General features: G+C 69.3%; 24 protein-coding genes, 2 tRNA genes and 1 other RNA gene. 12 read left to right on the forward strand and 15 right to left on the reverse strand.

Annotation, left to right across the window (positions count from 1 at the left end):
• The first annotated feature begins 1 nt into the window (after position 1).
• Genes OXG79_10780 through OXG79_10795 form a run of 4 tightly spaced genes read left to right on the forward strand, consistent with a single transcriptional unit; the run spans position 2 to position 3,883 of the window.
• Positions 2-1,009, forward strand: a complete 1,008-nt coding sequence (locus OXG79_10780) for a hypothetical protein (protein ID MCY3784260.1) — start codon at positions 2-4, stop codon at positions 1,007-1,009.
• Complete coding sequence (gene trpB, locus OXG79_10785) at positions 1,006-2,205, forward strand: tryptophan synthase subunit beta (GenBank protein MCY3784261.1); 1,200 nt, start codon at positions 1,006-1,008, stop codon at positions 2,203-2,205. The genes OXG79_10780 and trpB overlap by 4 nt, the downstream gene beginning before the upstream one ends.
• Positions 2,202-2,999, forward strand: coding sequence for a tryptophan synthase subunit alpha (gene trpA / locus OXG79_10790; GenBank protein MCY3784262.1), 798 nt, complete (start codon positions 2,202-2,204; stop codon positions 2,997-2,999). Before trpB ends, trpA begins: the two co-directional genes overlap by 4 nt.
• Entirely contained in the window at positions 2,990-3,883 is an 894-nt protein-coding gene (locus tag OXG79_10795) for an alpha/beta fold hydrolase (GenBank protein MCY3784263.1), read from the forward strand. The genes trpA and OXG79_10795 overlap by 10 nt, the downstream gene beginning before the upstream one ends.
• Here the strand turns inward: OXG79_10795 and OXG79_10800 are convergent.
• The 5 genes from OXG79_10800 to ffs form a co-directional block, all read right to left on the reverse strand.
• Positions 3,843-4,553, reverse strand: coding sequence for an MBL fold metallo-hydrolase (locus OXG79_10800; protein MCY3784264.1), 711 nt, complete (start codon positions 4,551-4,553; stop codon positions 3,843-3,845). The two genes, OXG79_10795 and OXG79_10800, sit on opposite strands and share 41 nt — an antisense overlap.
• Positions 4,543-5,169 (reverse strand): recombination mediator RecR, encoded by a 627-nt coding sequence (gene recR / locus OXG79_10805; GenBank protein MCY3784265.1) that lies wholly within the window; start codon positions 5,167-5,169, stop codon positions 4,543-4,545. Before recR ends, OXG79_10800 begins: the two co-directional genes overlap by 11 nt.
• Positions 5,170-5,172: 3 nt before the next feature.
• Complete coding sequence (locus OXG79_10810) at positions 5,173-5,460, reverse strand: YbaB/EbfC family nucleoid-associated protein (protein MCY3784266.1); 288 nt, start codon at positions 5,458-5,460, stop codon at positions 5,173-5,175.
• A gap of 9 nt (positions 5,461-5,469) precedes the next feature.
• Positions 5,470-7,047 carry a DNA polymerase III subunit gamma/tau gene (gene dnaX / locus OXG79_10815; GenBank protein MCY3784267.1) on the reverse strand — a complete coding sequence of 526 codons (1,578 nt, stop codon included), beginning with the start codon at positions 7,045-7,047 and terminating at the stop codon, positions 5,470-5,472.
• A gap of 37 nt (positions 7,048-7,084) precedes the next feature.
• An RNA gene (ffs, locus tag OXG79_10820) (signal recognition particle sRNA large type) lies at positions 7,085-7,345 on the reverse strand.
• Positions 7,346-7,496: 151 nt separating this feature from the next.
• Here ffs and OXG79_10825 point away from each other — a divergent pair.
• Positions 7,497-8,564, forward strand: a complete 1,068-nt coding sequence (locus OXG79_10825; GenBank protein MCY3784268.1) for an aminotransferase class I/II-fold pyridoxal phosphate-dependent enzyme — start codon at positions 7,497-7,499, stop codon at positions 8,562-8,564.
• A complete protein-coding gene (locus tag OXG79_10830) occupies positions 8,561-9,400 on the forward strand; it encodes an alpha/beta fold hydrolase (GenBank protein ID MCY3784269.1) in 840 nt (279 codons plus the stop codon). The genes OXG79_10825 and OXG79_10830 overlap by 4 nt, the downstream gene beginning before the upstream one ends.
• Here the strand turns inward: OXG79_10830 and OXG79_10835 are convergent.
• The 5 genes from OXG79_10835 to cysK all read right to left on the reverse strand — a co-directional run bounded on the left by OXG79_10835 (position 9,369) and on the right by cysK (position 15,039).
• The gene (locus OXG79_10835; protein ID MCY3784270.1) at positions 9,369-10,688 is read right to left on the reverse strand and encodes a DegT/DnrJ/EryC1/StrS family aminotransferase; all 1,320 of its coding nucleotides are present in this window, start codon (positions 10,686-10,688) and stop codon (positions 9,369-9,371) included. The two genes, OXG79_10830 and OXG79_10835, sit on opposite strands and share 32 nt — an antisense overlap.
• Positions 10,689-10,732: 44 nt before the next feature.
• Positions 10,733-12,394 (reverse strand): iron ABC transporter permease, encoded by a 1,662-nt coding sequence (locus tag OXG79_10840; GenBank protein ID MCY3784271.1) that lies wholly within the window; start codon positions 12,392-12,394, stop codon positions 10,733-10,735.
• A 3-nt stretch (positions 12,395-12,397) separates the two neighbouring features.
• On the reverse strand, positions 12,398-13,582 hold the full coding sequence (locus OXG79_10845; protein ID MCY3784272.1) for an iron ABC transporter substrate-binding protein: 1,185 nt from the start codon (positions 13,580-13,582) through the stop codon (positions 12,398-12,400).
• Between the two features lie 413 nt (positions 13,583-13,995).
• Positions 13,996-14,079: transfer RNA gene (locus tag OXG79_10850), tRNA-Ser, on the reverse strand.
• A gap of 30 nt (positions 14,080-14,109) precedes the next feature.
• Positions 14,110-15,039 (reverse strand): cysteine synthase A, encoded by a 930-nt coding sequence (gene cysK / locus OXG79_10855; GenBank protein MCY3784273.1) that lies wholly within the window; start codon positions 15,037-15,039, stop codon positions 14,110-14,112.
• Positions 15,040-15,184: 145 nt separating this feature from the next.
• On the opposite strand from cysK, the gene OXG79_10860 reads away from it, so the two are divergent.
• Entirely contained in the window at positions 15,185-16,363 is a 1,179-nt protein-coding gene (locus OXG79_10860; protein ID MCY3784274.1) for a 2,3-bisphosphoglycerate-independent phosphoglycerate mutase, read from the forward strand.
• Entirely contained in the window at positions 16,353-17,708 is a 1,356-nt protein-coding gene (gene selA / locus OXG79_10865) for an L-seryl-tRNA(Sec) selenium transferase (GenBank protein ID MCY3784275.1), read from the forward strand. Before OXG79_10860 ends, selA begins: the two co-directional genes overlap by 11 nt.
• Positions 17,709-17,863: 155 nt before the next feature.
• Here the strand turns inward: selA and OXG79_10870 are convergent, their stop codons facing one another.
• On the reverse strand, positions 17,864-18,676 hold the full coding sequence (locus tag OXG79_10870; protein MCY3784276.1) for a sugar phosphate isomerase/epimerase: 813 nt from the start codon (positions 18,674-18,676) through the stop codon (positions 17,864-17,866).
• 158 nt (positions 18,677-18,834) lie between these two features.
• On the opposite strand from OXG79_10870, the gene OXG79_10875 reads away from it, so the two are divergent.
• Positions 18,835-19,557, forward strand: coding sequence for a glycosyltransferase family 2 protein (locus OXG79_10875; protein ID MCY3784277.1), 723 nt, complete (start codon positions 18,835-18,837; stop codon positions 19,555-19,557).
• Positions 19,554-20,216: a glycosyltransferase family 2 protein gene (locus tag OXG79_10880; GenBank protein ID MCY3784278.1), complete on the forward strand. Its 663-nt coding sequence runs from the start codon at positions 19,554-19,556 to the stop codon at positions 20,214-20,216. The genes OXG79_10875 and OXG79_10880 overlap by 4 nt, the downstream gene beginning before the upstream one ends.
• Here OXG79_10880 and OXG79_10885 read toward each other — a convergent pair.
• The 4 genes from OXG79_10885 to OXG79_10900 all read right to left on the reverse strand — a co-directional run bounded on the left by OXG79_10885 (position 20,182) and on the right by OXG79_10900 (position 22,849).
• Positions 20,182-20,439 (reverse strand): hypothetical protein, encoded by a 258-nt coding sequence (locus tag OXG79_10885; protein ID MCY3784279.1) that lies wholly within the window; start codon positions 20,437-20,439, stop codon positions 20,182-20,184. The two genes, OXG79_10880 and OXG79_10885, sit on opposite strands and share 35 nt — an antisense overlap.
• Positions 20,439-21,512, reverse strand: coding sequence for a tRNA 2-thiouridine(34) synthase MnmA (mnmA, locus tag OXG79_10890; protein ID MCY3784280.1), 1,074 nt, complete (start codon positions 21,510-21,512; stop codon positions 20,439-20,441). The genes OXG79_10885 and mnmA overlap by 1 nt, the downstream gene beginning before the upstream one ends.
• A gap of 69 nt (positions 21,513-21,581) precedes the next feature.
• Positions 21,582-22,736 carry an amidohydrolase family protein gene (locus tag OXG79_10895; GenBank protein MCY3784281.1) on the reverse strand — a complete coding sequence of 385 codons (1,155 nt, stop codon included), beginning with the start codon at positions 22,734-22,736 and terminating at the stop codon, positions 21,582-21,584.
• A gap of 25 nt (positions 22,737-22,761) precedes the next feature.
• Positions 22,762-22,849: transfer RNA gene (locus OXG79_10900), tRNA-Ser, on the reverse strand.
• A 192-nt stretch (positions 22,850-23,041) separates the two neighbouring features.
• On the opposite strand from OXG79_10900, the gene OXG79_10905 reads away from it, so the two are divergent.
• Together OXG79_10905 and OXG79_10910 are read left to right on the forward strand one after the other, a co-directional pair.
• Positions 23,042-24,325, forward strand: a complete 1,284-nt coding sequence (locus tag OXG79_10905) for a DUF58 domain-containing protein (protein MCY3784282.1) — start codon at positions 23,042-23,044, stop codon at positions 24,323-24,325.
• 4 nt (positions 24,326-24,329) lie between these two features.
• On the forward strand, positions 24,330-26,744 hold the full coding sequence (locus OXG79_10910; GenBank protein ID MCY3784283.1) for a transglutaminaseTgpA domain-containing protein: 2,415 nt from the start codon (positions 24,330-24,332) through the stop codon (positions 26,742-26,744).
• Position 26,745 lies beyond the last annotated feature (1 nt).

The following is a 26,745-nucleotide window of genomic DNA, read 5'->3' on the forward strand; positions in this document are numbered from 1 at the left end:
CATGCGGCGGCTTGCTGCGGCACTGCTCGTGGCGGGGGCGCTGGCGAGCGGGTGCACCCAGGGCTTCATGCTCGAGGACGGCGAGCGGCCGGCGGACGAGCTGACCGACGCCAAGTTCGTGTTCGCCGAGGGTCAAACCGAGATTGAGATGCGGCCGGCCCCAACCAGCCTCATACCAACGCCCACACCGACGCCCACGCCCGCGCCGACCCCAACACCGGCGCCTCGGCCCACTCCGACGGCCTCACCGGCATCCGTGCCCGCCGACGGGTCGCCAACGCCGGGTGGACGCACCGAGGCGGCGGGCACTGGGACGCAAGCCGGATCGACCAGCCCGCCGGCCGGCACGCCGCCCGCAACGGAAACCGCCGCGGCGGCGCCGCTGGACGCCGAAGCCATTGCCGCCAACCCGCTGGCGACCTCAATCCTCATCCCCAACCCGGCCGTGGACCCAGGGCTGGTGACGGCTCAGGAATCGTCAGACTCCGCCGAGTTCTTCCTGCCCGAAATGATCGCCCAAATCGGACTGGAGAGCTTCGCTTTCCGGGTCAGCAATCGCCCGCCGGAATCGGATGCGCTGAGCGAGCGACAGCGCGTCGTTCAGCTAGTGCAGTTCATCTTCGTGCACACCAACGTCCCGGCGGCGCAGGCGTTCTACGAGTTCCTCAGCACAACGTTCGTCAGCGGCTCCGCCAACTCCCGGGAAGAGGCGACGAGGGAGTTCTACCCCAACCTGGAGTCGGAATTGAACGGGTTTCGGGACGTGCTCGAGGGCGCGGACGAGACGACGCTTGTCGTCCTCGAAATCGATCCCAACGTGCCTGAGGGCGCGCCGACCAGCGGCGCGCCGGTGCCAACCGTGTACTACATCGTGATTCTCGAGGGCCGTATCACCACCGCGATCGAGGTCGTCTACATCCTCGAACAGGATCCCCGCAACGTCGTGCCCGTCGGCGACCTGTTGCTGTCTCGCATTCCTGCGGAACTCCGTACGACCGAGGCTCCATGACGACCGCCGCGCACGCCTCGACACCCGACGCCGCCGGCTACTTCGGGCCGTGGGGCGGTCGCTACGTGCCGGAGACCCTGGTGCCCGCGCTCGAAGAGCTGGAGCGCGCCTTCATGCGCCTGCGGGACAACCCCGCGTTTCAGTCCGAGCTGGCGCGCCTGCTCCGCCACTACGCCGGTCGGCCCACGCCGATCTACGAAGCGCGCCGGCTCCAAGAAGCGCTGGGCGGCGCACAAATTTGGCTCAAGCGCGAAGATCTGGCGCACACCGGCGCCCACAAGATCAACAACGCGCTGGGACAGGCGCTGTTGGCGGTGCGCAGCGGCAAGCGGCGCGTCATCGCCGAGACCGGCGCCGGCCAGCACGGCGTGGCCACCGCGACGGTGTGCGCCATGTTCGGCCTGGAATGCGTGGTGTACATGGGCGAAGAGGACGTCCACCGCCAGGCGCTCAACGTGGTGCGCATGCGCATGCTCGGGGCGGAGGTGGTGCCGGTGACCTCCGGCAGTCAAACCCTGAAAGACGCCATCAACGAGGCTCTGCGCGACTGGGTCACCCACGTGGAGACGACGTTCTATCTCTTTGGCTCAGCCACGGGGCCCCATCCCTACCCGCTGATCGTTCGGGAGTTTCAGAAAGTCATCGGCATCGAGGCGCGGGCGCAGATGCTCGAGCAGACCGGCTGCCTGCCGGACACGGTCGTCGCCTGCGTCAACGGCGGCAGCAACGCCATTGGCATCTTTCATCCGTTCGTCGACGACCCGGTCGGCCTGGTGGGCGTGGAAGCGGGCGGGACGGGTCCCGCGGAGACCGCCGCCACCCTGGAAGCCGGCAGCCCCGGCATCCTGCACGGGGCGATCAGCTACCTGCTGCAAGACGAGGACGGCCAGATCGCGCCCACGCACAGCATCGCCGCCGGATTGGACTATCCGGGCGTGGGGCCCGAGCATGCCTTTCTCCAGGACACGGGTCGCGCAACCTACGTCTCGGTAACCGACGAACAAGCCCTGGATGCCTTGCAGACCCTGGCGCGCCTGGAGGGCATCATTCCCGCGCTGGAGTCCGCGCACGCCATGGCCCACGCCATCGAGCTGGCGCCGACGCTCCCGGCCGACGCGTCGATCCTGGTCAATCTGTCCGGGCGGGGCGACAAGGACATGGACACCGTGGTCGGCGCGCTAGGGGCTGACGGTTGAGCCGAATCTCCACGGCGTTTAGCGACGCGGCCGGCGACGGCCGGCTCGTGATCGCCCCATACGTGGCGCTGGGCTATCCCGACATGCCGACCTCGGTGGAGCTGGCCCGGGCCTACCTCGACGCGGGCGCGGACATGCTGGAGCTTGGCGTCCCGTTCAGCGACCCGATCGCCGACGGGCCGACCATCCAGCGCGCGACGCAGCGGGCGCTGGCGGAAGGCGCCACTCTCACCGGCTGCATCGACGCCGCCGCCGCCATTCGAGCCGCGACCGGCGCGCCGCTGGTGCTGATGGGGTATGCCAACCCGTTCATGCAGTGGGGCTACGAGGATTTGGCCCGCGACCTGCAGGGCGCCGGAGTCGACGGTCTGATCGTTCCCGACCTGCTGCCGGACGACAACGAGGACCTGGCGCAGGCCTGCGCCGCCCACGGCCTCGACGTGATTTCGCTGCTGGCGCCGACGACGCCGAGCGAGCGAATCTGCCGCGTGGCCGAGCGCGGAAGCGGCTTCCTCTACTGCGTGAGCCTCACGGGCGTCACCGGCCGGCGCGAAGACCTGCAATCCGGCCTCGAAGCCTTCCTCCAGCGGGTCGGGGAGTCCTCCTCGCTGCCTCGGGCGGTGGGCTTTGGCATCTCCACCCCCGCGCACGTGCGGGCCCTCTGCGGACAGGCGGAAGCGGCGATCATGGCCAGCGCGCTGATCGACATCTTCGACGCCGCGCCGCCCGCGGCGGCGGTGAGCCGGGCGGCCGCCCAGGTCGGCGCCATGGTGGACGCCGCACGATGCCGCTGATCGCAGCCGTCCTGGGCGGGGTGGCGCTGCTCTGGGCCGCGGTGACCGCCCACACCGCCTGGCGCTTGACCCACCCCCCGCGCGGCTGGCGCCCGCAAGACTGGCAGCCGTCCGACCTCCCGCTCCAGGCCACGACGATCCAGGCCGAGGACGGCGTGCGCGTCCGTGTCTGGGTGGCGCCGCACGCCGACGCTCCGGCGACTGTGATCTGCGTGCACGGCTGGGGCACCAACCACACCGAAATGGAGTGGCGGGCCGGTCGACTGCACCGCGCCGGCTACTCGGTGGTGCTGTTCGACTTTCGCGCCTGCGGCGAGTCCGGGGGCCGCATGTGCAGCGCCGGCGTGCACGAAATGCGCGACCTGCGGGCCGTGGTGGACCTGGCGGCCAACGACCCTTCGCTAGACGGCGCCCCCATCGTCATTCTCGCGAACTCCATGGGTGCGGCGGTGGCGATCACCGTGGCCGCGAGCGAGCCGAGAATCCGAGCCATCGCCAGCGACGCGGCCTATGCCTCATTGGAGAGCGCCACCGCCTGGGGTTTCCGAACCTTCACCGGACTGCCGCCATGGCCGTTCAAGCGCAGCGTGACGTGGCTCGTAGAGCGCATAACCGGGGCGCGGATGCGTGACCTGGCCGTGATCGAGTCGATTGGCAGTCTGAGTCCCCGGCCGGTGCTGCTCGCGCATGGCACCGACGACCCGCTGGTTTCTCCCCACGACGCGGAGGCTCTCTTTGCGCGCGCGGGCGAGCCCAAGGAGCTCTGGCGCGTGGCCGACGCGGGCCACGTCGTGGCGGAATTCGTCGAACCCGAGGTCTACGACGAGCGCGTCACCGGCCTGTTCACGCGCGCTCTGGAAGAGCCGGCGGCGCCAGGACCGTAATTTCGAGGGCATCGGACAGGCAGTCCGGCGCGAGATCGAGCTCGGACGAGGCCACCCGCCGCACGGCGCGGCCGGCCAGGAAGCCGCTGTCCTCCAGCGTGGCGATCGGAAACGGGAACTCGCGGCCCGACGGGCGACAGTGCATGGGAATGGCGACCCGCGGGGCGATCTGGTCGACGACCTCAGCCGCCCCGGCGCCGTCCAGCGTGAAGTGTCCGCCGACGGGAACGCAGACCACGTCGTGGCTCTTGGTTTGCGCGATGAGATTGGCATCCAGGACATGCCCGAGATCCCCGAGATGCAGGAGTCGGACTCCGCCCGCTGAGACCGAGAGCAGCGCCGTTCGACCGCGCGCGGCCCCCTGCTCCTGGTCGTGATAGGCGCCGGCAATTACCGTCGCCGTCACGTCCCCGAGCTGAACCTCGCCCGCATGCCACAGGTCGGCGCTCGCCCCTCGGACGACTTTGGGCCGTCCGGGCGCCAGCTCCACGTTGGCGTGATCGGCGTGCTCATGGCTGAGCAGCACCAGGTCAACGTCCGGCAGCGCCGGAACGGGATAGCCCAGGGCGTCGTTGAGCGGATCGATCAGGACGTGGACGCCGGCCGGGCTGCGCAGCAGAAAGCACGCGTGACCCAACCACCGCAAGCGGACCGCCGGCTCAGACGCCACTGGGCCAATCGTCGGCGACGCGGCTGCGACCCTCCAGCGCCATGGCGATGGTGGCGGCGTCGACGTACTCGATGTCGCCGCCGCGCGCGAGGCCCCGCGCAAGCCGACTCACGACCAGCGAATCCGATTCCAGGATGCCGTTGATGTAGGCCGCGGTGGCGTCCCCTTCGATGCTGGCGTTCGTCGCCACGATCACCTCACGCAGCCCCTCGCGCCGGACGCGCTCGGCCAGGACGGAGAGGTTGAGCTCGTCAGGCCCCACGCCGTCCAGCGGCGCGATTACCCCGTGCAGCACGTGATACACGCCGTTGAACCCGCCCGAGCGCTCGATGGCGAGCAGATCCAGAGGGTCCTCCACCACGCAGAGGAGCTGCTGATCGCGCGCGGGGTCGCAGCAGATCGAGCAGGGGTCCTGGTCGGCATAGTTCCCGCAGCGCGTGCAGCTGACCACGTGCTCGCGCAGGCCGGTCACGGCGGCGCCCAGCGCCGCCACCTGCGCCGCGGGCGCGCGCAGCAGAAAGAAGGCCAGGCGCTGCGCCGTCTTCGGCCCGATGGTGGGCAGCCGGCCGAACTCTTCGATCAGGCGCGTGATCGGCCGTGGGATCGGGTCCGGCACGCGCTACAGCCCGGGAATGCCGAGCCCGCCGGTCAAGCCGCCCAGCTTTTGCTTGGCAAGGTCCTGGGACTGGTCAATAGCCTCGTTCACCGCGGCGGTCACCAGGTCCCCAAGCAGTTCGGGATCGTCCGGGTCGATGGCCGCCGGATCGATGGCGATCGACTCGATGTGCTGGTCGCCCGTGATGACGATCGTCACCGCGCCGCCGCCGGACGTGACTTCCAGCGTGGCGGCGCGCAACTCCTCTTGCGCCTTCTCCATCTGTCGCTGCAGCTGCCGCATCATCTTCATGGACACCGGCTAGGCTCCTTCGGTGCGCTCGACGTCAATCGGCTGAGCCCCATAGTCCCTTATCGCGACCCGGACGACCGGATCGCTGCTGGCCGGCGACCTGGGGGATGTCGGTCGCGGAGCGGAGGCTTCACGCTCGAGACGATTGCGCACGCGCAGCGGCGCGCCGAAGGTCCGCGTGAGCGCCTCGGACATCAGCTGCCGGGCCTGCGGCCGATCCACCTGGTCCAAGAGCAGCTGGCTCCGGTAGCCGATGGTGACCACCTCACCCGTCAGGGCCAGCACCTCGCCCTGCTCGACATATGGCGCCAGCATGCGCGAGGCCTCGCGCACGGCTCCAATCCAGTCCGACGCGCGCGCCTTGATGGTCTCGACCGTCAGCTCGTCCGAGCTAACGGCAGCCGTGGGGGTAACCGCGGCCTGGGCCTCCTTGGGCGGCGACGCAGGTCGAGCCGGCGCGGGCGGCGGCTGGGCGGTCGCCACGGCGTCGCCGTGCACCCGCAGGACGGCGCGAGCAAACGCCAGCTCGAGATCGAGGATGGGATCGCCGACCTCTCGCGAGGGCGGCTCGGGCTCCGCGAAGACCTCGAGCGCCTGGACCACCTGGCCGATGGAGATGCGGCGGGCGAGCGCCGCGATTTCCGGATCGTCGCGCACGTGGCCGGCCTCGGCCGCGCCCGCGCTGAGCAGGAGCACGTCGCGCAGCAGATCGACGACCTGCGCCCGCAGCGTGCCCGGGCTGTTGCCGTCGGCCATGGCCTGCTCGATGGCGCCGAGGCCCGCCGCCGCATCACCCGCGGCAATGGCCTCCACCAGCGCCAGCACCGCCGCCCGACCGGTGAGCCCGAGCATGCCGTTCACGTCGTCCAGCGTCACGGTCTCCTGGGCAAAGGCCAGCGCCTGGTCGAGCAGCGAGATCGCGTCGCGCAAGCTGCCGCCGGCGCTGCGGGCCAGAACCGCGAGCGCCAACTCGTCGACCGTCGTTCCCTCGGCGGCGGCCACGCTGCGGAGCTGATCGATGAGCTCCACGGAGCCGATGCGGCGAAACGTCAAGTGCTGGCAGCGCGAACGAATGGTGAGGGGAACTCGATGCGGCTCGGTGGTCGCCAGCACGAACAGCGTGCGCGTCGGCGGTTCTTCCAGCGTCTTCAGCAAGGCGTCTTTCGCCGAGGCCGACAGCTGGTGGATCTCGTCGATGATGTAGACCTTGTAGCGCCCCCCGGCGGGCGCGAACTGCGTCTGCTCGCGCAGCAACCGCACGTCGTCGACGCTGCTGTGCGACGCCGCGTCCATCTCCAGCAGATCGACGAACGTGCCGGCGGCGATGTCGCGGCAGTGGTCGCAGGCGGCGCAGGGCTCGGGCTGCACGCCTTCGCGACAATTGACCGCCTTCGCCAGCAGGCGCGCGGCCGTGGTCTTGCCGGTGCCGCGCTCGCCCGAAAACAGATAGGCGTGGCTCAGCCGGTTGTGCGCCAGCGCGTTTTGCAGGATTCGCACGACGTGCGACTGCCCCACAAGCTCGCCGAACCGCTGCGGCCGATAGCGGTTGTAGAGCGCTTGAAAGGCGGGCGTCGCCGAATCGGTCATAGGGTCTATCGTGTCACGAAATCGGCTATGAGTGAGGCCGCGCCCTGCCGTTGAGCACCGGCCGCCGCCTTACCGACGCCGCCGGCTCGAGCCAGGTGATCCCGCGGCACCCAAAGATGGCTCCGTACCGCTGCTTCCTCTCGGACCTGACGGGGTTAGGAGGTCTTCGTCGCACGAGGCCCAGCCGTCAGCACCGATCAACGGCGGCAGACACGACGGTGGCAACCCTCAGGCAGGTATTCAGCCCGCTGTAGCGGATTGCGGTTCCAGGGCACCGCTAGCTCCCCACCTAGCGCGGCCTCGCGTCGATAGTAGGCGCAGCGGTACCGAGGGTCAACGCGCGAGGCGGGTCGTCGCGGACGCGCTTCCCGAAGCGTCCGCACGCGCCGTCGGCACCGGCCAGGAAGCAACCGCCTACAATCGCAGACCCGCCGCCAGGAGTCCCGCCCGTGGCGCCTTACCGCATCGAGCTCCGCAGCGATACGCAAACCGTTCCCACGCCCGACATGCGCGAGGCTATGGCCATGGCCGAGGTGGCGGATGAACAGTGGGGCGAAGACCCCACCGTGCTGGAATTGGAGCGCACCTCCGCCGACATGTTCGGCCGCGAGGCCGCGGTCTTCGTGCCCAGCGGCACGATGGGAAATTTGACCAGCATGCTCGCGCTGACCGAGCGCGGCGACACCGTGATCGTGGACGGGCTGTCGCACATGGTGGGTGAGAACGGCAACTACGCGGTGGTTGCGGGCTGCACCCTGCTGCCGGTCGAAACCGAAGGCGTGCTCGACGCGGACATGGTGCGCGAGCGGCTGGACTCCGCGACTATTCCGCCCGCCCGGCCCGCGCTGATTTGGACCGAGAACACCCACAACGTGCGCGGCGGCGTGTCCTGGGGCCCTGAAGTCATGCAGGGCATCGTCGAGCTTGCTGCCGAACGAGGCATGCGCGTCCACCTGGACGGCGCGCGCATCTTCAACGCCGCCGTCGATCAGGGCGTCTCGGTGCGCGAGCTGACCGCCGGCGCCGACACCGTGCAGTTTTGTCTCTCCAAGGGCCTCGGGGCGCCGTTCGGCTCGATGGTGGTGGGGTCCGGCGAGACGATCGAGCGCGTGTCCCGCTACAAGAAGATGTTGGGCGGCGCCATGCGGCAGGCCGGTGTGATGGCGGCAGCCGGTCTGATCGCCCTGCGCGACGGTCCCGCGCGGCTCGCCGCCGACCACGCCAACGCGCAGCGATTGGGCGAGTTGCTGGCTGATGTCCCCGGATTGGATCTGATTTACCCGGCCGCGACCAACATGGTGTTCGTGCGGGTGGACCCGGAGACGCTCGATCAGCAGCGCTTCGTGGAGGCGGCGCGAGCGCAGGGGCTGGGCGTCGCCGACATCCGACCGGGGCATCGGCTGCGGTTCGTCACGCACCACCAGGTCGACGCCCAGGCAATCGAGGAGGCCGGCCAGATCTTGCGCGACGCGGCCGAGGCCACCTCCCTGCGCGCTCCAGCCGGCGCTATCGGTTGACGACCGGCGCGGCGGACCTCTTTCAGCCCACGCCCGGCGAGGAAGTGGTCCGCGTTGGACCGCTGCGGGCCCTGCGCTGGCTGCCGACGGACCTTCGCGCGCCCTCGCGGTTTCTGCTGGTCCACGGTCTATGGGGCGGGGCGCACATGTGGCGGCGCATGGGGCCGTACCTGGCGGCGCACGGCTACGCCACCTATGCCGTGTGGCTGCGGCATCACCACCCAGGCGCCGACCACCGGTCACTCCACGGCGTGGGCGTCCGGGACTTGGCCGACGACGTAATCGAGGCGGCGCGCGAAATTGGCGCCCCCATCCTGGTGGGGCATAGCGTCGGCGGTCTCGTCGCGCAGGTGGCCGCCGCTGGGTGGGAAGCGCCGGGGCTGATTCTTATGTCAAGCGCTGGGCCGCTCGGCATCCTCACGCTGCATCGGGGCTGGGAAACGCTGCGCGCGCTGCCCAGGTTTGCCGGGCATCCATTTCGCAGCGAGCCGCTGCGACCCGACGCCGCCTATATGCACCGGATGTTTTTCAACCGCCTGGAGGCCGGCGAAGCCGCCGCGCTGAGCGAGCACCTGGTTCCCGAGCCGCGGCGGTTCGTGCGCCAGATCGCCTTCTGGCCGCCGCACGTGCCGCGGTCGGCCATTCGTTGCCCGGTCCTCGTCACGGCCGGATCGGAGGACCTGGGCGTGATTCCGTGGGTGGCCCGGCGGCTGGGGGCGCGCTACCGCGTGCTGCCGATGATCTATCCGGGACGCGCCCACATGCTCCAGCTCGAACGCGGTTGGGAAGACGTGGCCGACGACCTTACGCGCTGGGCGGATCGCTTCGTGGCGTAGCGGCGTCGTCGGCCGCCATGAGCGCCTCCGCGTGCTCGCGGACCTTCTCGATGGCGTCGGCGATCTGCACCATGCCGACCTCGTCATCGAGCAAGACGCTCTGCGTCAGGAACAGCGTCTCGTCGGCGCAGAGACGCTCGGCGTGCGGGCATGAGACGTCGGCGTAGTCGATGTCAGGCGCGCCGTCGCCACGCGGCCAGGCCCGCGCCAGGGCGCCGTCGACGTCGCCGAAGAGCGCGGTGCGATGCAGGGGCTGCCGATAGCCCTTGGTCACCGGAATTCCCTCCGCGTTCATGGCCTCGATGAAGCGCTCGCGGCTCAAACCCTTGAAGGCTGCGGCCTGATATCGGAATACATACACGTGATGCGCCGGACGCGTGGCGAAGGCGTCGATGCGCCGCACGCCGATGCCTTCAAGATCTTCGAGCAGATCGTTGAGGTAGGCGCCGTTGGCCGCGCGCCGCTGCGCCTGGTCTTCCAGCCGTCCGAGTTGCGCCTGGAGCAGCGTGGCCTGAAACGGCGTGATGCGGCGGTCGCCCGCCGATACGGTGAAGTCCCAGCCTTCCCCGGTGGCCAGGCTGCCGCGTCCGAGCTGTCCGCCGCGCTGCTCGACGCCTCCGCCCCAGAGGTCGTGCTGGGCGATGGCACGCGAGAAGATGTCGATGTCATCGGTGAGCACCGCGCCGCCCTCGCCCGAATTGAGGTTCTTGCTGGCCTGAAAGCTGAAGCACCCCACGTCGCCAATGGTCCCCAGGCCCTGATCGCACCAGGTGCCGGCATGGGAGTGCGCCGCGTCCTCGATGACGCGCAAGTCGTTCGCCGAGGCGATGTCGAGGATGGCCTGCATGTCGCAGGCCAACCCGCCGAAGTGCACCGCCATAATGGCTGACGTGCGCGGGGTGATCGCCGCCGCGACGCAGGCAGGGTCCAGGTTGTAGGTCTCCGGGTCGATATCGGCAAATACGGGAACCAGGCCGGCGTTGAGAATGGACGTGGCGCTGGCCATGAACGTGAACGGCGCCAGGATGACTTCGGAGCCGCGCGGCAGCCGCAACGCTTCGAGGCCCATTTCGAGGGCGCTGGTCCCGCTGTTGACCGCCAGGCCGTAGGCCGCGCCCTGGAATTCCGCGAATGCGCGTTCGAACGCGATCACGCGGTGGCTGCCGAGGCGACCCCACTCGCCGGTACGGACGACGTCGGCCACGGCGTCGACCTCGGTCTCGTCGAAGACCGGCCACGCCGGATACGGGTCCGAGCGAACCGGGTTTCCGCCTAGCAGGGCAAGCATGGCCGCATGGTACGACCGTCCCCACCCCGAAACAACGGTCGGGGCTATTGCCGGGCGGGCGGTGGACCCTGCCCGGGCGCCTGCCCCAGGCGCAGCCGCAGCAGCAGCAACGGCACGCCGGAGGCGAACACGATGACGAGCGCCGTCAGCGCCGCGCGGGCAAAGAAGGCCTCCGACGCCGCCGACCAGGTGGCCGTGGCCAGCGTCTTGAAGCCGATCGGCCCGAGGATGAGGGTAGCGGGCAGCTCCTTCATCGTGAGCAGGAACACCAGGCCAGTTCCCGAGGCGATGCCCGGCCAGATCAGCGGCAGCGTCACCTGGAGGAGCGTGGCAATAGGCGACCGTCCGAGCGTTCGCGCGGCGTCTTCCAGACTGGGTCGCACCTGCGCCAGCGCCGCGCGCACGGCCGCGAGCATGGCCGGAAAGAACAGCACGACATAGGCCAAGATCAACAACAGCAGCGTCTGATACAGCGGTCGCGCAAGATTGACGGCGAAAAAGACCAGCGCGATGGCCACCACGATTCCGGGCAAGGCAAAGCCCGTATAGGTGGCACGCTCGATTGCCCAGGCGAAGCGGCTTGGATAGCGCACGACCAGCGCGGCGACCGGCAGCGACGCCGCGGCCGCGGCCAGCGCCGCCAGCGCCGCCACGAGCAGCGAGTTCAGCAGGAGATCGCCGACGCCAACCAGCGTTTCGCCGGCCGCCACGCCTCGCCCGACCCAGTACGCCAGCACGCCCATGGGCCCGACCAGGGCAAGCGCCGCAAGCGCGGCCATGAAGCCGACGGCCGGGATCATCCAACGGCCGAGGGGAATGCGCGTGGTCTCACCCGTCGTCCCCGGACCGACGCCGTGAAAGCGGGCGCGTCCACGCGCCAGCGCCTCCGCGGCGAGAATCACCGCGGCAAACCCAACCAACACCAGCGAAAGCGCGGCGGCCAGCCCGCGATTGAAGGCCGACTCGAACTGCACGAAGATCGCCCAGGTAAAGGTCTCGTAGCGAAGCAGGGAGACAGCGCCAAAGTCGGTGAGCGTGTAAAGCGCCACCAGCAGCGACCCGGCGCCCACGGCCGGCGCAAGCAAAGGCAGCGTGACGCGGCGGAAGGTCGCGCGGCGGCCATGCCCGAGGGATCTGCTCGCGTCTTCGAACGACGGATCGTGCCGCCGCAAGCTCGATTGCACGGGCAGGAGGACGTACGGATAGCTGAGCAGCGTCAGCGTGAGCGCGGCGCCGGGAAATCCGTAGATCGGCGGGAGCTCGGTCACACCGAAGATCGGCTCGAGCGCCTGCTGCAGCATTCCGCGCGGGCCGAGCGCCACTTGGACCACCAGCCCGGCGACGAAGCTGGGAATCACGAGAGGCAAGGCGGCGACGACGCTCCAGAAGCGCGGCCAGGGCAGGTTGCTGCGAACGGTGAGCCAGGCGACCGGCACCGCGATCAGGACCGACGCCGCCGTCACCGTGACCACCAGCGCGACGGTGCGCAGCAGAATCATGACCGTGCGCCAACGGAACAGCAGCGCCCACGCATCGTCGCCCGCGCCCACCGTGCGAATGACGAGATAGACGAGCGGCAGCGCCAGCACCAATGCAACCGCCAGCGCCGGGACCCAGATCACGGCAGGCGCCCGCGTCCAGCGGCCCATCCGCCCAATGGGTCCGCCGGGCGCGGAAACGCGAATCACCCGCGCGATCGACACCATGCCTTAGGGCAGTATTCCAGCCTCCCGCAGCATGGCCTGTGTCCCTTCCAAGTCCGCCAGGTCCGCCAGCGCGATCGCCGGCTTGTTGATGTCCGCCAGCGGCGTCAGGATCCGCGACGCTTTCACGCCCTCGACCAAGGGGTATTCGAACGTGCTGCTGGCGAAGTATTGCTGCCCCACCGTCGAGAGCAGAAAGTTGACAAACTGCTCCGCCGCCGGTCGGTTGGCCGCGGTGCCGAGAATCCCCGCGCCCGCCACCATCACCAGCGATCCCGGGCCGCCGCCCGGCAGATGGTAGTTGCGTGCGGCGAACGTCTCGCCCTCCGCCGCCAGGAACCGGTGCAGGTAGTAGTGGTTCACGAAGCCGCCGTCCAACTCGCCCGCGCCCGTCGCGGCGACGATCGGCGTGTTCTTGGGAAAGATCCCGATCTCGTTGGCATGCATTGCGTCCAGCCACTCGCGCGTCCGGTCGTCGCCCCACACCGTCCGCATGCCGGTGACCATCGTCTGGAACGAGGCGTTGGTCGGCGGCCAGCCCAGCCGTCCGCGCCAGCTCGGATCGGTGAAGCCCCACAGATCGTCCGGCAGGTCGGCAGGGCTGAGTCGGTCGGTGTTGTACACGACCACCCGCGCGCGGCCCGAAATGCCGGCCCACAAGCCCTCCGGCGAGCGCGCCCAGGCCGGCACGCGGTCGAGAAGCTCCTGCGGCAGCGGTGACAGCATCGACTCGACCGCGCCCAAGCCTCCGGGGTCCTGGGCGAAGAACACGTCGGCCGGCGAGGCGTCGCCTTCCTCCAGCAACGTGGCGGCCAGCGCCGGCGTGCCCGCGTACTTCACCTGCACGTCTAAGCCGGACGCGGCGCGAAATTGCTGGATGATCGGGTCGACCAAGGACTCGCTGCGCCCCGAGTAGATCACCAGCGGCTGGGACTCGCTCGGGGGCTGGGGCACGGTGACCGTGACCACGCGCTCGACCTCGACTTCCTTGATGACCTCCTGCGTCACGATCTTCTCGACCGGAACTTCCCGAATGACGTCCCGCGTCACGACCTTCTCAACCGGGACTTCCTTGACGACTTCCTTGGTCACGACCTCGGATTCGCCGCAGGCGGCGAGCACGGGCACCGCGGCAGCGGCGGCCGCGGCAGCGGCGCCGCCACGCAACAGGACACGTCGGGTCAGGGACATGAGAACCTCTCCTGAGGCTGAGGGCCGTACGCAGTAGGCAGCCCTATTGCAGGATGTTAGTATGACCTAAGGTCTGATGCAAGCACATACGAAGTAATGTTTTTGGCGATCTTCCTCGGTCCCAAGGCCACGAATGACGTGGCGTGGCGGACACGCTCGAGTACCGGCGAGATCCAGGCAAATGCGCGCGGCGGTGACAGCACGAGTTCTCGCGCACACGGCGCGTGGGTGACGCGGAGTGCAGCCGCTTCCCTCGCCGTCTCCCGCTGAGGCATGGGGCTAGGACCTCTCCCTGGCCCTATGCCTCAACGGGAGAACAAGGCGGCCCCACGCCTACAGATCCCGCGCCTGACGCATCCGAGACGAACCGCGGCGCCAAGTCCATGTGATTGGCCCGCCGGCCCGGAGATGGGCGGAGAGGGTGGGATTCGAACCCACGAGGGGAGTCCCCTACACGCTTTCCAGGCGTGCGCCCTAAGCCTCTAGGCGACCTCTCCTTGCCGGCATGCTACCAACGGGGGTTGGGGCTAAACGTCCAGTCCGGCAAACAACGGATGGGTCAGATAGCGATCCCCGCCGTCGCACAGCACCGTGACGATGAGCTTGCCCTCGTTTTCGGGCCGCGCGGCGACCTGCAGGGCGACCCACACGTTGGCTCCGGCCGAGGCGCCGACCAGCAGGCCTTCATCCGACGCGAGCCGTCGCGCCGTCTCCTCCGCCACCGCGTCGTCGACGAGCAGGATTTCGTCCACGAGGTCGCGCTCGAAGACCTGCGGCACGAAATTTGCGCCGATGCCTTCGATGCGATGCGGCCCGGCGCGACCGGTGGTGATGACCGGGTTGCCCACGGGCTCGGCACCCACGAATTGCAAGGACGGCTTGCGTTGTTTGAGCGCGCGCGCCGTGCCGGTGATCGTGCCTCCCGTGCCGACGGCGGCAACGAACACGTCCACCGCCCCGTCGGTATCGCGCCAGATCTCCTCGGCCGTGGTCCGCGCGTGGGCGTCCGGATTGCTGGCGTTGCGGAATTGCTGCGGCATCCAGGCGTCGGCGGTGCTATCGACGATCTGCTGCGCGCGGTCGATGGCGCCGACCATGCCCTGCGCCCCCGGCGTCAGGATCACCTCCGCGCCAAAGGCGCGCAGCAGATTGCGGCGCTCGATGGTCATGGTTTCGGGCAGGGTAATGATGACGCGATAGCCGCGGGCGGCGCCCACCATCGCCAGGGCGATGCCCGTGTTGCCGCTGGTCGGCTCCACGATCACCGTGCGGTCGGGGGCAATGCGACCCGCACGCTCCGCATCGTCGATCATCGCCAATCCGATGCGATCCTTGACGCTGCCGCCCGGATTCAGGAATTCGCATTTCGCGGCCACCTGGGCCGCGAGGCCCTCGGTCAGGCGGCTCAGCCGCACCAGCGGCGTATTGCCAACCAGGTCCGCCACGCTGTCCGCAATGCCCGGACCGCGCCCGGGAGCGTTTAAAGTCACCGGCGCCCCTCACAAGTTATCCACAGCTTCCAGCAAGCCGCCCGCGCCCGATGATAAGCTCTGAGACGGGAGGCCCACCGGCGGAGCAGTCACGGGCAACTTACTGTCATCGTTGGCGCAGCCAGCGACGACCAAGTTAGTGCTGATCGTCCTCGACGGCCTTGGTGGACTGCCGCTTGTTCCGGGCGGCCCGACCGAGCTCGAGGCGGCGAACACCCCGAACTTCGACCAGCTGGCGCGCGAGGGCGTCACCGGCCTGCACCAGCCGATGGAAATCGGCGTCACACCCGGCAGCGGTCCCGGGCATCTCGCCCTGTTCGGCTACGACCCGGTCGCCGACAGCATCGGACGCGGCGCGCTGTCGGCCATTGGGCTTGGGATCGAGCTCGGCGACCACGATCTCGCGGTGCGGTTGAACTTCTGCACTCTCGATGGCGACGGCAACGTGACCGATCGGAGGGCCGGTCGCATTTCAACCGAGCTGAACCAGCAGCTCATTGCCAAGCTCAACGGCATTCACGCTCACGACGTCGGCCTCGAGCTCGCCGCCGAGCGGCGGCACCGCGCCGTGCTCGTGCTGCGCGGCGAGGGACTCGACGCGCGGGTGCGCGAAACCGATCCCCAGGCGATTGGCGTGCCGCCGCTGTCGCCGGAAGCGCTGCATCCGGCGGCGGAGCACACCAGCCGGCTCCTAACCGGATTCGTGGACCAGGTCGGCGAAAGCATCGGCAATGAGCAACCGGCCAACTTCGTGCTCATGCGCGGCTACGGCCAGTATCGGGCCCTGCCGTCGCTGGAGTCGCGCCACCAGCTGCGGGCGGCGTGCCTGGCCGTCTATCCGATGTATCGCGGCGTTGCCCGCGCCGTGGGAATGAAGGTGCTCCCGGTCACCGAGGAGCCCGACAACCTGATCGCGGAGCTCGAGCAGGCCTGGGACGCGTTCGACCTCTTCTTTGTGCACATCAAGGAGACCGACACGCTGGGCGAGGATGGCGATTTCAACGGCAAGGTGCGCGCCATCGAGGCGGTCGACCGCTGGCTGCCGCGAGTGCGAGCCCTCAATCCCGACGTGCTCGTCGTCACCGGCGACCACTCGACGCCGGCCAAGCTTCGGGCCCATTCCTGGCACCCGGTGCCGATGATGCTGTGGGGGTCGCTGGCGAGGCCGGACCACGTTGACGCGTTCAACGAGTCCGCCTGCCTCGGCGGGGGCTTGGGACAGATGCCGGCGCGATCGATCCTGCCGCTCATGCTGGCGCACGGGCAGCGGCTCGCGAAGTATGGCGCCTAGCGCGGACGGCCCGTCCCTGCGGGACCTGCCGTCGGTGGACCGGATTGCGCAGACGGCAGCCGCGCACGGCGAGATGCCACCGGCCCTGCTGGTCTCGGCCGCACGCGCGGAGATCGCCACCGCCCGCGATGCCATGGGGCGGGGCGGCGCCGCCCCGAGCTTGGACGCACTGGCCGAGGCCGCCGCGCTGCGGGCGGCGTTGCTGGTGCGCGATGCCCCGCGACGCGTCATCAATGCCACCGGCGTGATCGTTCACACCAATCTGGGACGCGCGCCGCTGAGCGACCGGGCGCTTGTCGCGGTTCAAGAGGCGGCGGCGGGATACGCCGCGCTGGAAATGGACCTCGACACGGGTCGGCGAGGCGGGCGCGGCGCGGCGGTGGCCGCGAGCCTGCGCGAGATCACCGGCGCGCCGGCGGCTCTGGCGCTCAACAACAACGCCGGGGCCACATTCCTGGCGCTCGAGGCGCTGGCCGCGGGCGGCGAGGTGCTGGTGAGCCGCGGCGAGGCGATCGAGATTGGCGGCGGCTTCCGGGTGCCGGACATCCTCGCCGCCAGCGGCGCGGTGCTGCGGGACGTTGGCACGACCAATCGCACCCGGCTCGAGGATTACGCGGAGGCGCTGAGCGATCGCACCACGGCGATCCTCCACGTGCACCGCAGCAACTTTGCGCAGATCGGCTTCACCGAGTCGCCGGATCTTGCGGCGCTGGCGCATCTTGCCCACGAGCACGCCGTGCCGCTGATCGGCGATCTCGGCTCGGGGACCTTGCTGGACCCGGCGCCGTACGGACTGGTCAACGAGCCGCGCGTGCAGGACGCGCTGGCCGCGGGCTGCGACATCGTGACCTTTTCGGGCGACAAGCTGCTGGGAGGTCCGCAAGCCGGCATCGCGGCCGGCAATGCCGCCCATGTGGAGCGGATCGCCCGGCGCCCGCTGGCACGCGCGCTGCGCTGCGACGCGCTCACGCTGGCGGCACTCCAGGCCACGCTCGCCCACTACCTGCTGGGCGAAGCCGAGACTGTCATTCCCGTCTGGCAGATGATCGCCGCGCAGCCCGAAGACCTCCGCGCCCGCGCCCGCCGGCTGGCGCACGGCGTTGCCGGCGCCGGCGTCGAGGACTCGGAGTCGGCGGTCGGTGGCGGTTCGCTGCCAGGCCAGGTGCTTCCCAGCTTCGCCGTACGGCTCGGGGGCGGCGGACAGGCCCTGGCCGGGCGGCTGCGCCGCGCGGACCCGCCGGTGATTGCCCGCGTCCGGGACGATGACGTGTGGCTCGACGTGCGCACGGTGCTGCCGCGCGACGAACGCGCGCTGCGGCGCACCCTGCTCGACCTGGCCCGCTAGGCAGACGCTGGCGAATCCGTCGGTCATTCCGGCGAAGAGGCTGCCCCGTACTTGATACGGGGCCGGAATCCAGTCCGGTCGAACTTGGAAGCGCACCGGATGCTTGGGGTCGGGCGGGTCTGAGACCCGCCCCTACCGCCCCATGCCAAGGCCTCCTAGCCGGCGTCCAGGATCGCGCGCAGATAGGCGGCGTGCTGCGCCAGCGCGGCCTTGCGCCCGCCGCCCGCTCGGGCGTCGCGCGGCTCCCACTCGGTCGAAAGGTACCCGCCGTAGCCGGCGCGGCGAAGGACACCAAGCATCTCGGCAATCGGCACTTCACCCCGGCCGGCAACGACGCTTTCCCACTCGCGCTCGTCGTCGGTGCGAACGATGTCCTTGACGTGGACATGAACCACGAACGGACCGATGGCGTCCCAGGCCTCCGCGACACTCTCACCGGCGCGGTGCGGATGTCCCAGGTCCCACACCGCGGCGGCGTTGGGATGCGCCGCGGCGCGCACGATGCCGCCGACGCGCACGGCGGAGTTGAAGAGGTCGTGAGTTTCCAAAGCCACGCGAACGCCGTGCGGCGCGGCATGCGCGGCGGCCGCGCGCAGACCCTCCACCACCCAGGAGTCCGCCTCGGCGGGCGGCGCGTCGGCACTCTGCGCGCCCCCAAACACCCGGACCACCGGAGCCCCCCACTCGCGGGCCAACTCGATGAATCCAGCCGCCCGATCGACCTCAGACGCGCGCGGCGTTGCCGGCTGCGCCAAGCGGCAGTCGCTGCCGACCACGCAGATCGCGAGACCCGCGTCCGCGACCACCTCGGCGATGCGTCGTCGCTCCGCGGCGGGGAGATCGGGCGCGAGCGGCTGCCCGGCGAGCATCCGGATCTCCAGGCCGTCACAGCCGATCTCGCGGGCGACCCGCGCATGCTCGTCGATGGTCCACTGGGGCGCGGAGTAAGTCGTGACGGCCAGCCGCATGTGAGGCAACCCCGGAATCGGCACCGCGGCAATCCTAGCGAACTGGTCGGGCGCGGGGGTGTGGTAGGTTTCGGCGCCCTGGAGCGTGGCGGTAGACGGCGGGCGTCGATCACCAAGCGCCGCGCGTGCCGCGCGCCGACGCTCACACACCAACGCAAATGTCGACCGCCTCCTCAACAGCCGGGCAACCCATGCCGCAAATCTCGGTAGTTTTTCCGTGTCACAACGAGGCGGAGAATGTCGCCGCGGTCATCGCCGACGCCCAGCAGCACGTTGGCGCGCTTAGTGACGACTACGAGCTCCTCATCGTCGACGACGGCTCGAGCGACGGCACGGCCGAGCGAGCCCACGAGGCGGCCGCGGGTGACGACCGCGTACGCGTGGTGCAGCACCCGACGAATCTGGGCTATGGCCATGCGCTGCGCTCCGGCTTTGCCGCCGCGCGCGCGCCGCTGATCTGCTACGTCGACGGCGACGGCCAGTTCTCGCTCGCCGACCTGCCGGGATTGGTGAACGCGCTCGGCACACACGGCTTCGTGCTGGGCTATCGCATCCAGCGGGCCGATCCGGCACACCGGTCGCTGAATGCGCGCCTTTGGGGGCTGGTCGTGCGGCTGGTGATGGGCTTCAAGGTGCGGGACATCGACTGTGGCTTCAAGCTGTTTCGCCGCGAGGTGGTGCAGGACATCGAGTTCATCGCCGGTCGCGGCGCGGTGATCTCGGCCGAACTCGTGGCCCGCGCCACGCATGCAGGGCACACCTACACGGAAGTCGGCGTCCACCACTATCCGCGCACAGCCGGCGAGCAGTCCGGCAACAGCCCGCTGGTGGTGCTGAACTCCTTCGCCGATATCGCTCGGCTGCGGTGGCGCCTGCGGTGACCCTCAGCGTGATCGTGCCGGCGTACAACGAGGCGCCCACGATCGCCGAAGCGCTGCGCCGAGTCGCTGCCGTGGACCTCGACCTCGACATCATCGTCGTCAACGATTGCTCGACCGATGCGACGACGGCGGAAATCGAGTCAGTCGCCATCCCCGGAATCCGCGTCATCAATCACCCGGAGAACCGGGGCAAGGGCGCCGCCGTGCGCTCGGGGCTGCGCGAGGCCCGCGGGGACGTGCTGGTTATTCACGACGGCGACCTCGAGTACAACCCGCAGGACTTCCTGGCCATGATTCAGCCGATCCTGCGCGGCGAAGCCAGGGTCGTCTACGGATACCGACCGTTGGAATCGCAGTCGCCGCTCTATCGGCTCGGGAATCGCTTCCTCACGCTGCTCACGAATCTGCTTTACGGCGCCTCCGTGCGCGACATGGAAACCTGCCACAAGATGTGGCGCCGCGAGGTGCTGGAGGGCGTTGCGCTGACCGCGGATTCATTCGACCTCGAGGTCGAGCTGACGGCGCGGTTTCTCCGGCGCGGCGAACACATCGCGCAACTGCCAATCTCGTACGAAGCGCGATCCGCCAAGAAGCTGCGCTGGTGGGTCGACGGCCCGGCCGCGGTCAGGGCGCTGGTGCGCTACCGCTTTCTTCGGTAGGGGACTCGTCGGTCGGGGCGTCGGGCATGTGCTCGTCCGGCAGGTTGATCACCACGGGCGCTTCGGTCACGGCGGGCGCCACCGGGGACAGATCCGGCGGGCGAGAGTCCCACTCGCGCGAATCGGCCGGCGCATGCTCGTGGATGAACTGGCCGCAGTTTTCGCAGAAAACGCGCGCATCTTCGACAAGGTCGAAGCACCTCGGGCAGTAGACGTCGGGCATCAGCGCACCTCCGACCGGTCGATCACCCCGCCGCCCAGCACCTCGTCTCCGCGATAGAACACCGCGGCCTGGCCGGGAGCCGGCGCCCAGGCGGGCTCGTCGAACACGACCGACAGCATCGAGACGGATTGCGGCTCGAGTCGGGCGCGGACGGCACGGGCGTGGGAGCGAGTCTGCACTTCGGCGTGCGCCGGCGGGGTTGCCTCGGGTCCGTTGATCCAACGCACATCGCGCACGGAAATCGAATCCACCATCGCCGCCTCGCGCGGACCGACCACCAGCGTATTCAGCTCGGCGTCGATCGCCGTCACATAGCGGCGTCCGCCACCGCCGCCAAGGGCAAGTCCCCGGCGCTGCCCGATGGTCGCGGTTTCGATGCCGTCATGACGCCCGACCACTCGTCCATCGGACTCGACGATCGGGCCTTCGCCGCTGGTTCCCCGGCGCCGCACGACGGCTGCGTAGTCGCCCTCGGGAACGAAGCAAATCTCCTGGCTGTCCGGCTTGGCGGCCACGGGCAACTCAAACTCGGCGGCCATCCGGCGGACATCCGGCTTACGCAGGTCGCCCAGCGGCAGGCGGACGCGGCGCAACTGGTCCTGCTGCAGCATATGCAGCACGTACGACTGGTCCTTGGCCGAATCACGGGCGCGGAGCAGTCGCCACGACGTTCCGTTCGCGACACGCGCGTAGTGGCCGGTGGCGACGAATTCGGCGCCCACTTCATCGGCCTTGCGAATCAGCTCCGGGAACCGCACGCGGTCGTTGCACGTCACGCAGGGATTCGGCGTCTCGCCGTGGAGGTAGGCGCGGGACCACGGATCGATCACAGCCGCCTCGAACTCGGCGCGGAAGTTCAGCACGTAGTGCGGCGCGTCGAGGATCTGGCAGACGTGCCGTGCATCGTCGATAGTCCGCGGTGTGCAGCATCCGCTGCGGGAGTTGCGAAGGGTCTGGCTCGCCGGCCATTGGTTGAACGTCACGCCGATCACCTCGTGGCCCGCGCGGGCAAGCAACGCGGCGGCGACGGAGCTGTCCACGCCCCCGCTCATCGCCACAAGCACCCGCGCCATCGCATCCGACCTCACGCGCCACGTTCTTTCGAGGCTAGCAGCGCCGCGCGGGGCGCGCGAAGCGTGGGCCTAGGGGGAGGTCGTCTCCACGACGGTCCCGCCACGCACCACGAGCCGGGCGTGCCACCGCCCTCCGGCGCGTGTAACGCCTTTGCAATCCGCCAGGAGCTCGGGAGACGGCGCCCAATCGAGGACCACAAGATCCGCGCAAGCGTCAGGCGCCAGACGGCCAATCTCATCGGCCATGCCCAGGATCTGCGCCGGTCGCTCAGTCACGCGGGGCCAGATCTCGGCTTCCGGCATCCCTGCGGCACGAAGCTTGGACATGACGAGCGGAAGGTCGTGCGGCGGATTCGACCCGACGTGCCGCCGCTGAATGTCCGTTGAGATTGCGTCGGGCGGGAATCCATCGGCGAGCGCGGCCTCGGCGACGTCGTAGACGAACGAGTTCATCCCGTGCCCAGTGTCGAACAGGACCCCGCGGGCGCGCGCCTCGTGGACGCAGTCGAGGACTCGACCGTCGCCCACGATGCGGTCCGGTCCATCGTGGTAGCAGTAGGTGACCATATCGCCGGGACGCAAGCGCTTGAGCTGGTCGTCGAGCGGCCAATCGGTGTGGTAGCGCGAGCCGTAGATGATGGGGCAGCCCACGGCCTCCGCCGCCGCAAGGCCGCGAGCCAGAATCTCGCGCGGGTCGATGTCGCCGGTGCCGAGGACGTTCGTGGTGACGGCAATGCCCCAAATGTGATCGCCGCCGTCGCGGACGGCGCGCGCGCATGCGTCCGCGTCCAGGTCGTCGAGCTTTGAGTGGCTCGGGTGCGGCGCCGATTCGCCGGGCAATGCGAGGTGCATGGCGAGCTTGATCCGCAACCCGGCCGCGTCGATGACGGTGTCGCGATAGAGGGGCCAGTTGGCCGCGCCCGCATCGCCCTGTGACATGGCCGTCGTGGTACCGCGAGCGAGCAGGCAGCGATCGGGGTCCAGATCATGCTTGGAGTCGCCCAACCCCGGATGCGCATGGAGGTCGATCAGCCCGGGCAGCAGGATGCCGTCGGGGTATTCAAGCACTTGGGCGCCGGGCGGCGACGGCGCATCCGAGTGGCCGCGCTCGACGCCGACGATGCGGTCGCCGGCGACCGTCACGGCGCCCGGACCGTCGACTCCGCTTGCCGGGCACACGAGCCGCCCGGCGCGAATCACAAGCGATGGGGTCGGAGTGCTCAAGAAATCGTCACGCTTGGAAGGCCGGCGGAGAGGGTGGGATTCGAACCCACGTGACGCTCAACACGCCAAACCGTTTTCGAGACGGTCCCCTTCAACCACTCGGGCACCCCTCCGCTGGAGTCTATCCCAGACACATCGCGCTTCCTCGGGTGATTCGTGAGCCATGTGTGGACGCGCCGAATGCGCCGCTCCAGCCACGCGGTGTCGGCGTCGCTTAGCTTACCGCCGGCCGGTCGGGCGCATGCTAGAGTCGGCCTCGAATCCGGGCGGAATTTGCTTGCATCCCACGTCCGGTGGAGGGCCCCGTGTCCGTCGCGGCCAGCCAGCCTAAACCTGCGGTCACCCTGCAACGACCGGTCATCATCGTACTGCTGGGTCTGCTCGTCGTCGTGGCGCTGGTGACCACGTCGCCCATCGCGTATTGGTTGATGTACGCGTTGCTCAGCATTGTGCTGCTGTCCTATCTCTGGACGCGCCTGGCATCGCGCGGGCTCACCATCCAGCGTCACATCCGCACCCAGTGGGCGACGGTTGGCGACACCATCGAGGAAGAGTTCGAGCTGCGCAGCGGCAGCCGGCTGCCGATCCTCATGCTCGAGATCGAGGACTATTCGGAGCTCCCCGGGTATCGGGCGTCCATTGCCGTCAGCCTTGGCGGCCGCTCGACGCGACGCTGGCGCACGCACGGGGAAGCCGGTCGACGCGGCCTCTACAAGCTCGGGCCGGCGGACGTGACGGTTGGCGATCCATTTGGCCTCTTCACGGCCGAACGCCGGCTCGCCCAGGAGAACACCATCGTGGTCTACCCGCCGATCTCGGTGATGCACGACGTCGCCGTGCCCGCCGGAACGCTGGTGGGCGCGGCCCGCTCCTCGCTGCGGACCCAGCAGGTGACGACCGACGCCGGCGGCCTGCGCGAGTTTCAGCCCGGCGACCCGCTCAAACGCATCCACTGGCCGACCTCGGTGCGCCGCGAAACGCTGCTGGTCAAGGAGTTCGACCTCGAGCCGACCGCCAGCCTGTGGGTGGCGCTTGATTTGGACGCCGCGGTGCAGGCGGGTCACGGCGACGAGTCCACCGAGGAATATGGCGTCAAGATCGTCTCGTCGCTCGCCTACCAATTCGTGCGCGACGGCAAATCCGTCGGCCTGCTGGCCGAGGGGCGCGGCACCCGCTACATCATCGAGCCGCAACGGGGCCTGCGGCAGCTCTGGCGAATCCTGGAGTCGCTGGCCATCGTGCAGGCGCGCGGCACGCAACCCTTCGCCGACGTGCTCGCGAGCGCCGCGCCGATCCTCGGCCGTGGGGTCAGCCTGGTCGCCATCTCGCCGTCCGCGGACCCGAGCTGGATCGGAAGCCTGACCCACCTGGCGCAGCGCGCCGTGTATCCGATCGCCATCGGCGTGGATGCCGCGACGTTCGACGACGCGCCGTCCAACGCCGGGCTCAAGGAGGGGGCCGAAACCGCCGGCGTTTCGTTCACCACGGTCTCCCAGGGCGCGACCTTCTCAACGGTGCAGCCCAGCCGACACGGCGGGCCCGCAGCGGAGGGGCAGCGGCGACCGACGGTGTCGCTCGCCTACCAATAGCCGCATGAGCGTGGCCGCCGCGACCGCCAGCCGTATCCGGTTCCCGACCCTGCCGGCCGGCTCGTTGCTGACCCTTGGGTTGTTGCTCGCGGCCACCCTGGCGCCGCTCGCCAGCATTCACCTGGTTGGTTGGGCGCCCGGAACGGGCGTTCTGTTTGCCGTGGCCATCGTGGCCATTCTGGCCGCCTGGTGGCTGTCCGCCCGGCGCATGTCGTCGGTCTGGATCGTGGCGATCGGCGTCATCAGCGACCTGGCCGTGGCGTATGTCGTCGCGTCGGAGGCCTTCCCCGGTCCCATTGACGGCGTGCGGAATTTCGCCGCGCTGTTTGGCGAAACCGTGGAGTGGGTGCAACTCCGCCAGTCGGGAGCCCTGGGCGGCGAGCCGCCTCTCAACGCCGCGGCCAACGAAACCTGGGAGCTGTTGCGGGACCTGTATTTCCGGCTCGAGGGCTGGTTCCAATCGGCCTTCGCGTTCCAAGTCAGCCGCGACAACGTGGTGTTCCTCTTTTGGATGACCATGGCCGCCTGGGGCATGGGCTATTTCGCGGGGTGGATGGCATTTCGACGTCGAAGCGCCCTGTGGGCATTGACCCCGGGGATGCTGGCGCTCGGAATCAACGTGACCTACATCGGTCCCGACTGGATCCCGTTCGTCGTGTTCCTCTCGGCGGCCCTGGCGCTGATCGTGCATCTGCGCACGACGTCGTTGGAGTCGAAGTGGGCGACGACGGGCACCTCCTACACACGCGGCCTCGGCAACACGGTGTTCGCGTGGGCCCTGGTCGTCATTGCCTTGGTGGTGGTGCTGTCCGTGGCCTTGCCGCGGGCGGCCGGCAATCCCGTGGCGGAGGCGTTTTGGACCTACCTGGGCGACGGCTGGGGCAACGTGGAGACGGGCATTCAGCGCTTGTTTGGCGGGGTCTCGAACCCCGCCGGCGCGGCGCTTGCCGGACGCGAGTCGATGGGGCTCAGCGGTCCCCAGCCGTTTCAGCCGCGCGGCAGCATGATCATCGAGTCGACATCGCCGAACTACTGGAAGGGGCAGACGTTCGACGTCTATACCGGACAGGGCTGGCGCAGCACCTATCGCGAGCTGGCCGAGCGCGAGCCGAGCGCGCCGCTGGCGGAGTCGTTTGGACTCGAAGCGCGCGTTCCCGTGCGGACCAACGTGGAAATGCTCGACTTCACCACGTCGGTCCTGTATTCGCCCGGCGACGTCATTCGCGTCAACCGTCGCTACCTCGCGCAGGTGGACGACTCCGGTGCGCCGATCGAGGACTACGCCTCGATCCGCGCCACCCGTCGCGTTGGGCAGCGGCTGGTCTATTCGGTGGATTCGACGTTCTCGGGGGCGACGATTGCGCAGCTTCGCGCGGCGTCAACGGAATATCCGGAATGGATCGCGCCCTATCTGGAATTGCCCGAGATGCCGGATCGCGTGCTCGCGCTGGCCCAGCGATTCGCGGAGGCCGGGGAAACGGCGTTTGACCGCGTACTCGCCATCGAATTCTTCATGCGGCGTTTCCCGTTTGCGGTCGATGCTCCGCCGCTCCCCGGCGACCGCGACGCGACCGACTTTTTCCTCACGGAATCGCGGCGCGGTTCAGCGGTGAACATCGCGTCCACGATGGCCGTCCTGGTGCGCGCCCTCGACATTCCGTCACGTCTCGTGAATGGCTTTGTGGCCGGCGACTATGACGCGGCGACGAACCGCTTCTTCGTGAACCCCGAGCACGCCCATACCTGGGTTGAGGTCTACTTTCCGGGGTATGGCTGGGTGGCCTTCGAGCCGTCGGGCTTCCGCCTGCCGGTGGAACGCCAAACCGACGACGCCGGTGACGGCATCGCCGCAAGCAATGTTGTTGGAGGACTCGGACCGACCTTCGACGACTTGCTCGAAGATCTCGAGCTGATGAGTGGCTCCGCCGGTGGAGCATTCTCGGCGGTCGAGCCCGACGAGGAGGACGCCTTTGGCGAAGTGCTCGGCAATGTCGCCGGCGCCCTGGTCGGCATCGCCATCGCGCTGGGCGCGTTTGCCCTGGTCGTGTTGATCATCATGGGGGCCGCATTCGCGCGCAACCGCCTGCAGCAGCCAAGCACGGGCGTGCAGCGGGTCTACGCGCGGATGGTGAGCTACGCGCGCCGCGCTGGCTACAATGCCGGGGCATCCGAGACGCCGCAAGAGGTGTCGCGGCGCTTGGGCGCGTGGCTGTTCCCCGACACCATGGCCGCTGGCGCTGACGGGGCAAGTCCTCCCGAGACGGTGGCCGTGGCGTACATGCGGGCCACCTACAGTCAGCACCGTGTGACACGGGCAGAAAGGCGAGCCGTTGACGAAGCGTGGCGAGTCATCCGGCAGCGACTCATCCGGCGCATCGTGCAACCCGCGCGCTTCCTGGAGCGCTTTCAGCGCGCCTAGC

The organism is Chloroflexota bacterium (assembly GCA_026706485.1).
Lineage (GTDB): Bacteria > Chloroflexota > UBA11872 > UBA11872 > UBA11872 > JAJECS01.